Annotated in this window: 11 protein-coding genes; 4 read left to right on the top strand and 7 right to left on the bottom strand. The window is 66.2% G+C overall.

The annotated features are described in order from the left end of the window. Window positions 1–1164 precede the first annotated feature (1164 nt). The gene (locus HHX37_RS09860; protein ID WP_182885200.1) at window positions 1165–2724 is read left to right on the top strand and encodes a hypothetical protein; all 1560 of its coding nucleotides are present in this window, start codon (window positions 1165–1167) and stop codon (window positions 2722–2724) included. A 134-nt stretch (window positions 2725–2858) separates the two neighbouring features. Here the strand turns inward: HHX37_RS09860 and HHX37_RS09855 are convergent, their stop codons facing one another. Both HHX37_RS09855 and HHX37_RS09850 read right to left on the bottom strand, forming a co-directional pair. Beyond that, the gene (locus HHX37_RS09855) at window positions 2859–3086 is read right to left on the bottom strand and encodes a hypothetical protein (RefSeq protein WP_182885199.1); all 228 of its coding nucleotides are present in this window, start codon (window positions 3084–3086) and stop codon (window positions 2859–2861) included. 311 nt (window positions 3087–3397) lie between these two features. After that, a complete protein-coding gene (locus HHX37_RS09850) occupies window positions 3398–3796 on the bottom strand; it encodes a tetratricopeptide repeat protein (protein ID WP_182885198.1) in 399 nt (132 codons plus the stop codon). A gap of 67 nt (window positions 3797–3863) precedes the next feature. On the opposite strand from HHX37_RS09850, the gene HHX37_RS35570 reads away from it, so the two are divergent. Beyond that, window positions 3864–4376, top strand: a complete 513-nt coding sequence (locus tag HHX37_RS35570; protein ID WP_220502736.1) for a hypothetical protein — start codon at window positions 3864–3866, stop codon at window positions 4374–4376. A gap of 42 nt (window positions 4377–4418) precedes the next feature. Beyond that, complete coding sequence (locus HHX37_RS35565) at window positions 4419–4604, top strand: tyrosine-type recombinase/integrase (protein ID WP_220499427.1); 186 nt, start codon at window positions 4419–4421, stop codon at window positions 4602–4604. A gap of 27 nt (window positions 4605–4631) precedes the next feature. Here the strand turns inward: HHX37_RS35565 and HHX37_RS09840 are convergent, their stop codons facing one another. From HHX37_RS09840 to HHX37_RS09825, 4 genes are all read right to left on the bottom strand, one after another. After that, complete coding sequence (locus HHX37_RS09840; protein WP_182885197.1) at window positions 4632–5171, bottom strand: hypothetical protein; 540 nt, start codon at window positions 5169–5171, stop codon at window positions 4632–4634. A gap of 39 nt (window positions 5172–5210) precedes the next feature. Then, the gene (locus HHX37_RS09835) at window positions 5211–7481 is read right to left on the bottom strand and encodes a GmrSD restriction endonuclease domain-containing protein (RefSeq protein WP_182885196.1); all 2271 of its coding nucleotides are present in this window, start codon (window positions 7479–7481) and stop codon (window positions 5211–5213) included. A gap of 74 nt (window positions 7482–7555) precedes the next feature. After that, window positions 7556–9649 (bottom strand): UvrD-helicase domain-containing protein, encoded by a 2094-nt coding sequence (locus HHX37_RS09830; protein ID WP_182885195.1) that lies wholly within the window; start codon window positions 9647–9649, stop codon window positions 7556–7558. 1 nt (window position 9650) lies between these two features. Continuing rightward, on the bottom strand, window positions 9651–11204 hold the full coding sequence (locus HHX37_RS09825) for a serine/threonine-protein kinase (RefSeq protein ID WP_259406336.1): 1554 nt from the start codon (window positions 11202–11204) through the stop codon (window positions 9651–9653). Between the two features lie 103 nt (window positions 11205–11307). Between HHX37_RS09825 and HHX37_RS09820 the strand changes: the two genes are divergently transcribed. Beyond that, window positions 11308–12627 carry a serine/threonine-protein kinase gene (locus HHX37_RS09820; RefSeq protein ID WP_182885194.1) on the top strand — a complete coding sequence of 440 codons (1320 nt, stop codon included), beginning with the start codon at window positions 11308–11310 and terminating at the stop codon, window positions 12625–12627. Here the strand turns inward: HHX37_RS09820 and HHX37_RS09815 are convergent. Beyond that, window positions 12624–14450 (bottom strand): N-6 DNA methylase, encoded by a 1827-nt coding sequence (locus HHX37_RS09815; RefSeq protein WP_182885358.1) that lies wholly within the window; start codon window positions 14448–14450, stop codon window positions 12624–12626. The genes HHX37_RS09820 and HHX37_RS09815 overlap by 4 nt on opposite strands. Between the last annotated feature and the right edge of the window lie 7 nt (window positions 14451–14457).

The raw sequence follows: 14457 nt of genomic DNA, 5'->3' as shown, positions 1-14457 counted from the left end.
TCAGCGAGGTGGCGGCAGAACGAGCCGCTCAGGACGCGATGTGGGGCCTACAGGAACGCCCCGACGGCACCGGGCCCGCTACGTGTTCGAGGCCGACCTCGCCAGACAGGCCGTTGCCGACGCCGCGGCTGGACGGATGACAGTTCGCCGAACTGTGCGGTGGCCTGGTTGGCCGTTGCCTGCGCGGACCGGGCGGGCTCCGCGAGCGCATGCCGGGCACTGGCGTTGCCCGCTGACGCGGTGAGCTTGGCATGAAGCGAGGCGGCCTCCTGAGCAATGACGCGAGACGCCTGAAGACCGACAGTCCGGAAGAAACCTTGAACGCGGGCGTCTTGCAGGAAGTCCTGAAGGTTACCCTGGCTTCTCTGCATGGTCGTCTGAATGGCGCGGCTCATGTTTTGCAGCGCGTCACCTATGGCCCGGACCGTCCGCCATTGAGCGCTGTCCTGGAATGGACGGTTGTGACGCGCGACATCCTGCAGGGCAGGGGCCGACAGGCATTGACACCGTCCTCTCGCCCGCTGGATCGGCTCCCCCCAGAACACGCCCAATACAACAGCCAGCGCCGATTGTTACAACAGTCAGATATTCAAGTCGATGCCGAGCAACTTGACCGACGCCAGGTGCCGGCTGAGGTGAGCCCTTGCAACTCCCTGCCCTCCAGGGCCCGCCGGCGCACTCCACCAAGTCAGCGATCCTCGCCGCCCTGCCCCCTCTGGGGCGAGGGCCGACGAGCCGGGTCACAGGAAGCGATGGTGGTAGCCGCGCCTCCTAGGCAGGAGGGGACCTGCCGCGAAGCGTCCAGATCCGCTTTGGTCACCTCCACGAGGTCGGCCGTTGCCGCCGGTTCGCGACCTGTTCCGGCGCCGGCTCGCGCGGTCGGCCAGCGGTTCGGGGAAGAGTGCGTCCTGGCAGGGGCCGCACCCGGCCCGGCATGCGCCGGCCATCTTGGCGGCGAGGAGCACCCCAGGTCAGAACGGGTCTGGAGGAACGACCATTCCGACCCGATGACTTACCGATGGACAGGAGTCGCATTTAATCACATTTCGGCGGAGACGATATCGAACTGAAATAAACAGATTCTATGAGCCTGTTTGGCGCTCAATGACGTGGTTATGAAGAACGGCGCCTCCACCCCCCCTACCTAACAAGGTGGTGACGTTCATGCGTCTTGTGAGACGCGGACTCCGAATCCTCGGCTGCGCCGGGGCGGCCGTCATCGTGCTCGCCGGCCCCTCCCCCGCCTCGGCCACCGGCACCGTCAACGCGGCCGTGACGGCCGCGAACATGCAGATCGGTGCAAAGATCCGGCCTTACGAGAAGCTGTACGAGCGGACGACCACGCGGACCCGGGCGCTCCCCGCACAGCCTAAGCAGGCTCTGCTCCAGGCCACCTCGGCCCTGTCCGCCGAGCTGGGACTCGCGCAGAACCCCACCCAGATCCTCGACGCGGACCTGTCGCCGGAGGTTGCGGGACGGCTGGCCAACGTGCTGACCGACCTGCTGGCCTGCCACCGGCTGACCAAGCCCGCCTTCGCGGCGATCCCGCCGGGCCTGCTGCCCGCGGTGCTCACGACCGGCGGCTCCCTCAATCCGGCGGCCTACACCGGGATCCGGCTCTGCGGCGAGTCGGCCTGGCAGTCGACCAACGAGCTGGAGCTGGCCGCGGCGGAGGAGTCGAACGCCGCCGCTCCCGGCTGTCAGGCGCTCGGCCAGGTGGACCTCGACATCTGGCCCGTGCTCCGGGTCGACGGCGCCTGCCGCGACAACCGCTACGACAACGACTACCTGCTCACGCTCGACGTCGGCGGCAACGACACCTACGCCAACAACGCCGGCGGCAACCTCGTCGACGTGAACTTCTCGCCGGCCGGCTCCGCCGTACCCGGATTGCGCGGCACCGGGCCTGCCAAGGGCTGCCAGCGCGCCATTCCCGGTCTCACGGCCCTCGACTGCGTTCCCACCGCGGCGGTCGTCCTCGACCTGCAGGGCAACGACGTCTACGGCGTCAAGCAGAGCCCCGACCACGACACCGGGTGCACCAACGACCCTGTGGTCCGCCGGATGATGACGGGTGGGGCCGGCTTCCTCGGCGTGGGCATCCTGCGCGACGTGGAGGGCGACGACACCTACACCGGCAAGACCGGTGCGCTGGGTGCCGGCCACATCTTCGGTGTCGGCATCCTGTCCGACGGCGCGGGCGACGACGCCTATAGTGCCGTACGCAACAGTGAGGGCTTCGCCCTGGTCGGAGGCGTAGGCGTGCTTCGCGACGAGGCGGGCGACGACAGTTACGGCTTCTACATGCCCGCCCCGATCGACCCGAACGCCCCCAACCAGACCGAGGGCGCGGGCGGCGTGCGCGACGACGAGGGCGAGGGCCTGTGCGACCGCGTTCCCCGCTTCACCCAGGGCACGGGCAACGTGGCCGGTGCGACCGGCATCTTCCTCGACGACACCGGAGGCGACAGCTACCACGGCGCGTTCGTCCTGGAGTTCGCCGGCCCGTTCCAGGTGCCGAGCACCCGCGCGGGAAGCCTCGGCTTCGGCAACAACCAGGGCCTCGGGGTCTTCCTCGACCGCGGCGCCGTCAGCGACCAGTACACGGTCGACGACGAGCCCACCGTGGCCGGGGTGCCGAAGCGCGGCGACAACGTGACCGTCCAGCCCAACAACGAGAGCACGGGCTCGGGCTTCGGCCAGGGCCTCTTCGTCGACCAGTGATCGCGGGCGGCGAGTGATCAGTGCGCGGGTGCCCGGACCGGGCACCCGCGCACGCTTTTCCCCGGCACAGTAGACGCGCTGGACAGGGCCCTCTGAGGAATTGCCGAAGAGCGCCTGGCCCTCCGGCTTCCGCTCTATCCGGAGACGGCGCTGCCATTCGACGCCGACTCCGGCAGGGCTGGGACCCACTGCGCGACGTCGTCCATGCGTATGCCCGCAAGTTCGCCGTCGCCGGGAACGACCTGATCTACATCCCTCACCCCGACCTGACCCACGGCTTCATCCAGTTCACCGGCCACTCCAAGCGCCGCTGCAGGCCGCCCACCGAGGTCAGTGGCGTCGTACGCCTGCACCTCGATCATTCCGCGCCCTCGGGGTCAGGGTGCAGTGGGCGCGCGGCGACCTTTACAACGTAGATTCGTGGCGTCGGATCCCGCCAAAACGGACAGCTTCCTGGAATCAAGAGAAAGTCCATTTGAACACGGCGGCCACGCGCACCTTCGTCGACCGTGGATCCTCTGGTCAGCTCCGGTATCGACGGGCACTGGTCGGCACGTTCGGCTTCACGGTCAAACGACCGTCAGACATCAAAAGAGCCTGATCACTATGATCAGCCCTCTGACCTGCTACAACAGTGTCGGGACGGCGGGATTTGAACCCGCGACCCCTTGACCTAATCTCCCGGTCCTTCACTGCATGCAAGTCGGTTGCGCGCATGCTGGCAATGCTGCGCCCAGCGTCCCAGACCGATTGCTTGATAAAGCTTTTGCGCTGCAGCATAGGATTCGCACGCGTTGGCGCATCGCTCCTGAGTTTCTGCCAACCGAGCCAATGCGAGAAAGACGTTGGCCTGGCCGATCCGGTTCCCGATCTCCTCATGCAGAGCGCGGGCCTGAGCGTAGGCGCTGGCGGCCTGCTCATACTCGCCCCGCATCCGCGCGACGTCCCCCAAGCTCTTCAACGCGTTGGCCTGGCCGAGCCGGCTCCCGACCTCCTCATACAGAGCGCGGGCCTGAGCGTAGGCGCTGGCGGCCTGCTCATACTCGCCCCGTAGCCGCGCGACCTCCCCCAAACTCCTCAGAATGTGCGCCCGCACTGCCCACCGAGGAGGCTCGGCTCCTGGCCGAGACCGCCATCGCATGCGCTGGGGCGAGCTCACCGAGCTCCGCGTCAAGGACCTCGACGTGCTCAGCCGGATCGTCACGGTGAGCCGGACGGTCATCGAGATCAACCCCAAGCATCATCCCGAGGGGAAGCGGTTTCTGATCAAGGAGTATCCGAAAGACCGGGAATTTCGCCGCTTCAAGCTGAGCCCGCAGATCACGGCGAAGCTCGAGCAGCACATCGAAGACAGCAAGCTGGAGCGTGACGACCTGCTCTTCGTCTACCAGCCCGAGGAGTCCGCACCGCAGCCCAAGCTGGAGCCCGCAGAGCATCTGGGCCTGACCGAGCCGAACGCTGCCGGACGGCGATATCGGCATGGCACGCTCAGCGCGTACTCCGCGGGCAAGTGCCGCTGCGCGCACTGCAAGAACGCCTACGCCATTTACCGCGCCGAGCGCCGGTCCTCCGGCAAGGACAACCCGCGCCGGCCCCGCCGGTGGGACACCGACGGGCATATCCCCCGCCGCTGGTTCCGTGACCAGGTCTAGCGACCCGCGCTGGCCGCCTCGGGCCTGGAGTTCAAGGTCAAGATGCACGACCTCCGCCACGCCCACGCCTCCTGGCTGCTGGCCGGCGGCGCCGACCTCCAAGTCGTCAAGGAACGCCTCGGCCATGGCAGCATCTCCACAACCGAGAAGTACCTCCACACCCTTCCTGACGCCGACGAAACAGCCCTCGACGCCCTCGCCCGCACGCGGTCCCGTTCCGCACGTTGACCCGATTGGATGGAAGAAGGACCTGCGTCACGTCGCAAGTGAAGTACGCCGGGAAGCCTGGGCGGCAGGCCGGTCGTGGGCGAGGTAACCCGGCAGGTTGGCCTCCGGAGTCCCGGCCAGGGGCGCCAGCAAGTCGAGTATGAGCACGGCGTCCTTCTCCGGCAGCCGCAGCAGCGCCCGGCGCAGCTTGATGCTCCAGGCCGCCGGGTTGGGGAACGCGTCGAGCCGCGCCACGAGCGGCTGAAGCTCGACGCCGCGCCCCCACGGCGCCAGCCGATCGATATTCAGCTCACACCCGGTCGGGTAGTCGCGCCCGCCAATATGGACTGGCTTGTCGAGCCGTCGGACGTCCGAGGTCACCACGGCATGGCCGATGATCCGGCCGCGATCCCGTGTGGGGTTCCGGTAGGCACCGCGCGTCGTGTAAATCAGCAGCTCATCGCCCGGCCGGACCTGCGCGATCTCCGAGCGTGAGGTCGGCGGGAAGGCCATCCGCTGCTCATGCAGCACCCAGGCGATGGCCTGACGATCTCCCAGGATCAGCAGGTACGACGCGTTCTCTCTCACGCCTACAACGCTAGCGCCAGGCGGCCGTAAAGCTGAAGATCACGCGGCTCCGCTGCTCCAGCCGAACTGTTCGAGGCGGTGCCGGGCGACCTCGATCTCAGTGGGCGTGAACATCTCTGCGAACTGCGGCTGCACGACCAAGGCCTCGACCGTGAGGTCCAGCCGACCCCGTTCCCACAATGCCGCGAAGCCGTCCGACACTGCCGGCGAGCGCAGCAGCTTGCGCGCCGTCGCCAGACTGCCGTGCTCTGCCAGCATGCTCAGGAAATAGGAAGCGTGGTAGTTGGCCTCGCTGCGCGCCTTATCGTAGATGGACCGCATTGCCGCGTCGAACTCGGCGGTCACCGTACCGTTCGCGAACGGTACGGCGAGCCCCTGCGGAACCTGCTCGTCACCCGCAGCCGTCTCGTTGCGGCGCGTCGCATAGCCAAGTAGGGCGTCCACCGAGGTGAAGACCTCATATCCCAGCTCTTCGAGCCTCGGCAGGTCGGCCACTTCGGGATCCAGCTCCAGTACGACTGGCTTGCCCTGGCCTGGCTGTAAGCCGTCGGGCCAGAACGCCTCGGCCATCGCCAGCCCCCGTCCGGTGAAAGGATCGGCGATCTCGCTGTCCAGCGCCGGCTCGGCATAGCCCAGCCGTACCAGTTCCTCGACCATCGCCTTGATCTGTGCGGACCGCACGTCATCTTGCTCGTCCGCCACAACGGCCATCGGCTGCAGTTCCGCGGCGGCAATCGGCGCGACCCCGTCCCGCAGCCCGGCGAGGAAGGACTGCGCCGCCTGCGCCAGCAGCTCACGTCGCGCCTCAAGGAAGTCCAGATACCGGTCCACCCGCCACAGGTCCCGGTCCATCGGGATCCATTGCGAGGCGAGAACGCCGGGGTGCTTCTCCTCCGCCTCGGCGAAGTACTCCTCCGGAGAGCGCTTGCCGATCACGAGGTTCGTATTCTGGGTCAGGAAGCAGAAGTTGGCGACGGCGTTGACGTGCACGCGGTCATAGTCCGCCTTGTACAGCAGCGCCTTCGGGAAGATGTGATGCACCTGCAGGGAGGTCAGCTTGCCCAACATTTCGGCGTGCAGTTCCAGCCCGCTGCCGAAGTCCCTGGCGCCGTGCACCCGGGTGAGCATGTAGAGCAGAGGGTAGAACCGCGAGCCCCGGGTCGAGCCTTCAAAGTCGTGTGGCCGGACCTCCAGGTTGCCACCGCGCCACCGCTCAAGCGACGCGATGAGTCCGTCAATCCCGGAACGCTCCACGGCGTCGTAGTCCTGAGCGAGCACGGTTTCCGTCGAACCGGCGAAGCGGCCCCATAGTGCGGCATGCACGTACCAGAACAGCACACGATCGCGATGCGCGCCGTCGATGAAACTCCCGCTGGGGGTGAGATGGAGCAGGCGGGAGACGACGGGGATCGCGTAACGCCCCATGAGGACCTGGTCGTGGTCGAGTCCCAACCGCCCCGACACCGCGCCCAGCAGCGTGTTGATATATCCGACGGACTTGGCCAGGGCCGTCTCGAACTCCGTGTCCGAAACTGAATCAAGAGCGGCGAAAACGGCACGGCCGGTGGCGACCGCGGCAGCGTTGCGCAGCAGCCAGTCCAATGAGAAGTCGAAGCCCTTGGCCTGCCACTGCTTCAGGTGATGGCGCATGGTCTGACGGGCGGGTGACCACTGGGCGCAGATCTTGGCCAACGCGAGGTCACCCTTGGACAGAGCGGTTCCGCCCGAGTTGACCCGGTTGAAGATGTCGACGACGACGTCGACATTCTTGTCCGGGCCAGTGATCTTCTCTTCGTGGAACTCGCGGTTCTCCAGGTTCTTCAGCCGGTTCAACCGGGCGATGTAGGTCGAGAACCTGTCGGGATACTGCCCGAACGCGTGAATGAACGGCTCCAGCCCTTCGACGAACAGCCGCGTCACGTCCACCCAGCGGAGGTCGTCCCGCATCTTCGCCGGACCGTAGAACTCGAAGGTCTCGTCCTCGACATTGAAGCGCAGACCCGTAAAGACGGAAGGATCGCCCTCGAAGAAGGCCGGAGCGTGGCCGCGCATGATCCCGTACAGCGACGTGATCCGCTGCTGCCCGTCCAGCAGCAGCAGCCGTACCCCTCCGTCGGTGGCGCCGCCGCGTACGGAGGCCATCTCGGGCGTGGTCTCCCAGAGCAACAGGCCGCCGACCGGATATCCCTTGTACAGCGAGCGCATGAGCCCGCGGACCTGATCGCGATTCCACACGTACCCCCGCTGGAATTCCGGCAGGAGAACCGTCCCGTTGTCGATCTGGTGAAGGAGCACCGAGAGAGTGGCCAATTATCCGCTCCAGGTTGGGAATCTCGTGATCCAGGGCATTACTGTACGGCTTGCGCCTGGCATTTCACCGGGTGTCAGGTAACGAATCCGGTCAGGAACTCGCTGGGTGCACCGTGCCACGACACGTACAGCTGCTCTCGCGCCCTGGTGCAGGCGACGAAAAGCAGGCATCGCTCCCGCTGAAGGTCCTGGGCGTGCGTCAGCTCATCCTCTTCGGCCGGCGTCACCGCACTCGACGGTGGCACCTGATGCTCTCCCACGCCGATGACGGCTATGCAGCGGAATTCCAGCCCTTTCATCCGGTGCATCGTCCCGGCACGCACCACGTCCTCGGCATCCGACGCCTTGGCCAGTGAGCGGGCCGGAACTCCCGTGCCCGTCAACATGACAATCGCCGAATCGGCCAGCATGTTGGATCGGGCCGCGATGCCGATCTCGGCTGGCTCTATCCCGGCGTCGATCCACTTGCGGACCTGACGCACCAGCGCGTCCAGCTCGTCCTTCAGCACCCGGAAGCCACGCAGCTCCGGTGGCAGTCCGTGCACCTGTGATCGGTATCCAGCCACCGTGTCGAGCCCGCCGTCCATGTCGTCGATCGGCTCGCCGCGGAGCATGCCGAGGCTCCAGCCAAGGATCTCGGCCGTGGTCCGGTAGTTGATCGTCAACCGGGCGGAGCGTCCTGTGACGTTGATGCCGATCTCGCGGAACGAGACCCGGCTGTTGTAGATCCGCTGGTGGCTGTCCCCCGCGATGAACATGTCATCGGGTCCTTCGGCGACCGCCGCGCGTAAGAGCCGCCACTGAACCGGATGCAGGTCCTGAGCCTCATCGACGATGACGTGCCGATATGGCTTCACCGGCCGCTCGCACAACAGCCTGGTGGCTTCGACACAGATCATCTCGTGTGTCCAGACGTTGCGCCGTTTCAGCTCCTCCTGGAACTCCCATACCGCCTGCCAGAGCTGGGCCTTCTGCCTAGTCCCGAGGCGACGGCCCCGCCCGGCTCTCTTGGCCGTCAGGTACTCGGCCGCACTGGTCACCTGCTGGGCGAGTATGACGTGCCGCCATTCCTCTGCGAGGAACGTCTCGGTGAAGGGAAGATCCAAGCGCTTGACGATCCGGCGCCAGATGTCCCTCTCCTCCTTGTCCCGGAGGATGGCGGCACGGCCGTGGTGTTCGGCGAAGATCTGATAAGAGAGCTGGTCCACGTGCCGGACGTCAATGCGGTCGCGCACCTGCGCCGAGTCGATCAACAGCCGGAGCCCCGCCTCGAGTGAGGTGGAAAGCGTCGAGGTGAACGTGGTCACCAGCACGGGGCCTGCACCCTGCGTGGCGAGGTGGTGCGCGCGGTGCAGGGCGACGACCGTCTTCCCGGTTCCCGGCCCGCCCGTCACGCGCGCCGGGCCGCTGAAGGCCGCGTGCGCCACCTGATACTGCGCCGGGTGAAGATAGATCTTCCACAGCGCGAACGGGTGGCGGAACACCTCCATGAGTTCGCCCGGTCCCTCGACCAACACGACGCGCTCCGGCGTGCGAGCCACCGCGGCCGCGATGTCGTCGGTGTCGTACGCCCCTCCTTCGGAAGGCGCACCGAGCTCGGCCCACACCTCCTCTGGGGTCAGGCCCGCGGCCAGGCCGTACAGTGCGTCCCACTGGTTCTGCGGCAGGAACGCCCGGGATGCCTCCAGTTGGACGACGTCGGTCAGTGCACGCGCGAAGGTCAGTGTCTGCTCATCGACTCCCAGCCGAAGCAGATCGCCGTCGCTGACGTGTCCGAACAACCGTCGCGGTGTCCGATCCGAGGCGACCACGAGCTCGGGCAGCGTAACTTCGATGGCAGCGCTGTCTCGGATCTCTATCCGGCCTGTCGCGGCGTTCACTGATGCACGGTGGCGCTCCGCCCAGGTGTAAGCGTCGTCGTGCGGCAAGACTTTTAGCAGGGTGTAGACGTCACCCGTGTCCGGCGCGAGCACGACGCCGCGCCAGAATCTGTCGATACGAATGGTCCGGAAGCGGTCGTCACGGGCGTTACTCAACTTCTCCAGGTGCAGCCCCGCGTACGTCGCCTGCTCGAACTTCGCGAAGACTTCGGTGACGCGGTCCTGCACAGACCGTTCCAGTCTCCCAAAGTCGCGCAGGAACTCCTTGTCGATTCCCAGTGTCGGCATCTCAGCTCTCACCATCCAGACTGTCCAAGATCTCAATGATCTTGATCACGCTGGCATGGCCGGAGCCGTACCGCCGCTCGAGATCAGGCAACAGGTCCGTCAGAGTCTTCTTCGCTCGGATCCGATCCCCCGCGCCAAGTTCGAGCAGTGCGATCTGGCGCCGCAACTCCAGCACCCGGTCCTCATCAACACCGAACCGCTTCTCGTCCTCCAGCAGCCTGCCGAGCTCCGCGAGCGCGGCGGTGGTTTCGCCGATGGCGGCATGGCAGTTCGCTTCCATCAGCCGAAAGCGCAGGACAAGATCGCTATCAGGCCCGTCCCGCTCGGTGAGGTCCGCGGCGAGCCTGGCGAACTCAGGAGCTGCCCGACGATAATCCCCAGCCAGGAAGAGCACGTCCGCCAGCTCAATGCGCAATGAGATCACGTCGGAGTTGGCCTCACCAAGCGAACGTGCCGCAGGCCCCGCGACTCCGGCAAGCACCTCAGCAGCCTGAGTGAAGCGGGATTCGGCCTTGAGCGCCTGGGCGTCTTTGCGGGCCACCGCCATGTCACTCGGCCTGAAAGGCTCAGGCGAGGCGACAGAGGGTGCGGGCGCGGAACGCACGGGCTCGCCTGCGCCTATCCCGGCCCTCAGACGTTCGCCGATCCGCCCCACGACGCCCGCGTACATGCGAACCGGGTGCGGCGTGGCCGCGTCCACATACCCGGTGAACGAGGGCAGGTGGCGACAGAAATCCAGCAGGCGCTCGTAGACCACGACAGCTGACGTGGGCCGGTTATCCGGCGACTTCTCCAACAGCCACAGGACCAGCCGCTCCAATCCTTCGGGCACATCGCGCCGCCGGTGGCGCAACGGCTGCGGAGGCCGGCCCATATGGTTGTGCATGGACGCCAAGGGTGTGGCTCCGCAGAACTGGTTCTCCCCGGAGAGCATCTCATCCAGAACCACACCGAGGGAGTAGAGATCGCTCTGCGGGCTCGTCACACCCGCCATCGCCTGTTCGGGCGCCATGTACTCTGGTGTGCCTACCGCGACGCCGGTACGAGTGAGCCTGGTGGCCGTTGGCGAGAGCGCGGCGGCGATTCCGAAGTCCAGCACCTTGACCGTGCCATCAGGGCTCAGCATGAGATTGCTCGGCTTCAGGTCCCGGTGGACGAGGGAGCTGGCATGGGCCACCGCCAGCACCGAGCACACTTGGGCGGCGATCGCCGCGGCCCACGCGACTGGGATCTCAGTCTCGTCGAGAAGGGTCGTGACAGAGTAGCCGTTGATCAGCTGCATGACCAGGTAGAGCTCTTCCCCGTGCGTGCCGCAGTCGTAGACGGCGGGGACACCCGGGTGTTCAAGACGCGCGGTGATCCGCGACTCGCGGACGAAGCGCTGTGTGAGCTCCTTGTCCGGTTTGCCATCCGGGAGCCGATCGATTCGGATGAACTTGATCGCGATCGGCCGGTCCAGGCGCTTGTCGTAGCCGAACCAGACTTCGCCCATCCCACCGCCGCGCCACGATAAGGGATCCAGCTCGTAACGCTCGTCGATGGTCCGCCTGCTCAACCCCGCCGCCCTCCACAAGAAGCTCTTCTTTACCCGAGAAATTACAGGATCAGCAATCAGTAGATTGGTTTCTCTGATACGTCCGCATTCCTAGGATCGCATCATGCCTCTCGAGGATGTGGTTGACGCTCAGCGTGACGGCGCCCATGGGCGGGTGGCTGCGCGCAAGTCTCCTTTTGTTGTCGTTCTGAGCGTTATCTGGGCATTTGTCCCGCTTGTCTCGTTCGGCCTGTTGACCTCGGTCGTCATCGCATCCGCCGCGATTCGGCTGAAGAGCCGAAGACAAGGCATCGCAGCCGGGGGTTACCTCGTCCTGTTCGTCGCCTACGTGGCCACGGCCGGGGTTCGGGACTTCGCTCACGACGACTGGCAGAACCAGGTAGCGATGTGGGTTTGGTACCTCGGACCCTGGTGGGGCGGCACTGTGCACGCTTTCGTCCTCAGGGCTCAAGTGTTCCGGCCGCGCGTGACGACGCGGTCGTCGCAGATGCGGTCGTACACCGGTCCGTCTCCCGCGCCTACGCCTTCCGGCACAGCTTCCAAACCGTCTGAACACGAAGCCCCAGCGGTCGCGGTGCCCGCAAGCACCTGGTCCTCTTCCTGGGATCCCTGGGGGACTCCCGCCTCATCCGTCCATAACTACAGCGATCAGTTGCGCAAACTTGGCCCCTTTACGCTCCTTCACAGGTTGGGTGAGGGCGGGCAAGGCGCGGTCTACCTTGGGATGGCGCCTGACGGCCAGCAAGTCGCGATCAAGGTTCTGCACGAGCGGTTCCAGGGTGGGACGAAGGAACGCGCCGACTTCAAGCGCGAGGTAACCGCGGCTCAACGGGTGCCTCCGTTCTCCACGGCGCGAATCATCGACGTGGGCGTCGAGGGCGACACCGCCTACATCGTGAGCGAATTCGTTCCGGGACGATCTCTTGAAAGGCTCGTACGCGAGGACGGTCCCCTTGCGGGCGACAGCCTGATCCGGCTGGCCATCGCGACTTCGGCAGCTCTCAACGCCATCCACTCCGCCGGAATCATCCATCGTGATTTCAAGCCCGCCAACGTGCTGCTCGGGCCGGACGGGCCCCGCGTGATCGACTTCGGGATCGCCAAGGCGCTGGACCAGGTGACGATGACCTCGGGCGGCGTCAAGGGCACACCAGCGTACATGTCGCCGGAGCATGTCTCCGGCCTGCCCATCAGCCCCCAGGCCGACATCTTCAGCTGGGCCTCGACGATGTTCTACGGGGCGACCGGCCGTCTCGCCTTCAGCGGCGCGACGACTTTCCAGGTCTTCCAGGCGGTCCTTCACCATCAACCTGACCTTCGCGTCCTGCCACCGTCATTGCGAGGCCCCGTGGCCGCCTGTCTGGACAAGGACCCCCGGAATCGGCCGACGGCAGCGCAGCTCATGCTGGCCATCGCCCGCTAATCGGCCGGTTTGAGTTCTCCGTCGATAAGGCCTTGAAGGACCTGTGTTGCGAGCACGACCCCCAGCTCGGAGGTCTGGCGTACAGCGGTTTCGAAAGCCTCTAGCTGGCGAAAGACCTCACCGTACCGTCGTTGTTCGGCGATCGGCAGGCGGGGCAGTTGTGCCCGCCGCGCGTCGACCCTATATGTCCCGGACAAGGTGGTTGAGGCTCGCTCCGCGGAGACGCGCAGGAAGCCGGCCACGAAGTGAGGGTCGAGCGTCTCCTGGTCCACGCGGATGACGAAAAGGTGCGGTCCGAGAACCACTTCTTCGGTCATGACTCGCGCCATCACAGCGTGAGTAATCGCCGGGATCACGATGTCGCCGGGGTTGGCGGTTACGGTTTCCCGCCCTACCTGCCCGCGACCCGTCGGGCCGCGGCCGAGCACCAAATCCTTTGCTATGAGCAGCGGCACCTCCCCCGACTCTGTCTCCATCCGCATCGGAGTCTGCTCCAGCTGGACGGTCCCCGCCCGCGCCAGCTCGCCGAGGGTTGTCATGGTCAGGTCCCGAGTCTCCCGGCTTACGGCCGGCAGCAGCCGGGCGAGCGCAGAAGCCCGTTCCTCGAGATCATCTCGAGCCTTGTCGATGTCTCCCATCCGCACGGCGGCTGCCTTCGGAAGGTAGCGCGACGGCGTGAGGTCTACTTCGTCGTCCAGTAGCTCCAGGATCGGTACGGCGCGGCCAACCGACTCCACGCCATCCCCGAACGCCTCGACCGGACCATCGCCCATCAGCACATGCGAGGGAACGGCGCCCTTGCCTTCGGGCCTCCGCAGTAGCCATAGATGGGGCGGCAACGACGACTGCGGGGCCGATCCCGCAGGCAGCCCGATCACGGCCTGCAAAGTCCCTGTCCGCAACAGCTGCGACCGGATCCGACGCCCTGAACGGCGGTTCGCGGCGGCCGGCGGCATCAGTAACACCACCTGGCCGCCCGGCCGCACCCGGGCAAGGCAGTGCTGCGCCCACGCCAGTTCGGACTCACCCCGCGGCGGCAATCCATACTGCCAGCGCGGGTCGTTGGTCAGTTCCTCATATCCCCAGCCCCGTTCGTTGAACGGCGGAATGCACAACGCGCCGTCCACTTCGGCATCCGGAAACGCATCGGCGACCAGCGCGTCGCCGGCGCGGATGTCGACGTCCGCTTGCTGCCCCGCCAGCCGAGCCTCGGCGAAGCGGGCCATGGCGGCATCCCGTTCCTGGCCGAGCAAACGATGCGCGTGCGGCCGGGCGGCCAGCAGCAGGGTTCCGAAACCGCAGAGGGGATCGAGCACTGTGCCGCAGGGGCCGAGCAGCCTGACCATCAACGCGGCGACATCTGGGGAAACGATCTGTACTCGACGTGAATGCGTCTCGATGTAGCGCCGGAACAAGAATTCCACCGTGTCACGCAGACCCCGCTCAGCAGCCAGGCCCGTCACGGCTTTCAGCAATGCCACCGGTACGTCGACGCCCGCTGGGTCTCGCCGCTTCAGCGGGTCGTTCCCCTCAGATTGGACGAGGAACGCCACCACGGAACTCACCAGCGAGGCGAGGTGAAGATCATCCGCCGAGTTGCGGATCTGCTGCCACACTCGCTCGTCTTCAGGCAGCTCTGCCAGCTTCCCTTGTCCACGCAGCCATGCTTCGACCTCGGTCAGCGAAAAGAGCGGGTTTGACGAGGTGCCACCAACTGGATCGGGAAAGTCCTGAAATCTGCGGCGCCAGTTGCTGACGGCCGCCCGGCCCACCCCAGCCAGACGTGCGATGTCGCCCGCCGCCACTCTGGCGTCGTCGTGCATCACATGC

It is taken from the genome of Microbispora sp. H10885, assembly GCF_014161415.1.
In the GTDB taxonomy this organism is placed as follows: Bacteria; Actinomycetota; Actinomycetes; order Streptosporangiales; family Streptosporangiaceae; genus Microbispora; species Microbispora triticiradicis.
This window is presented reverse-complemented; position numbering and strand designations above follow the sequence as displayed.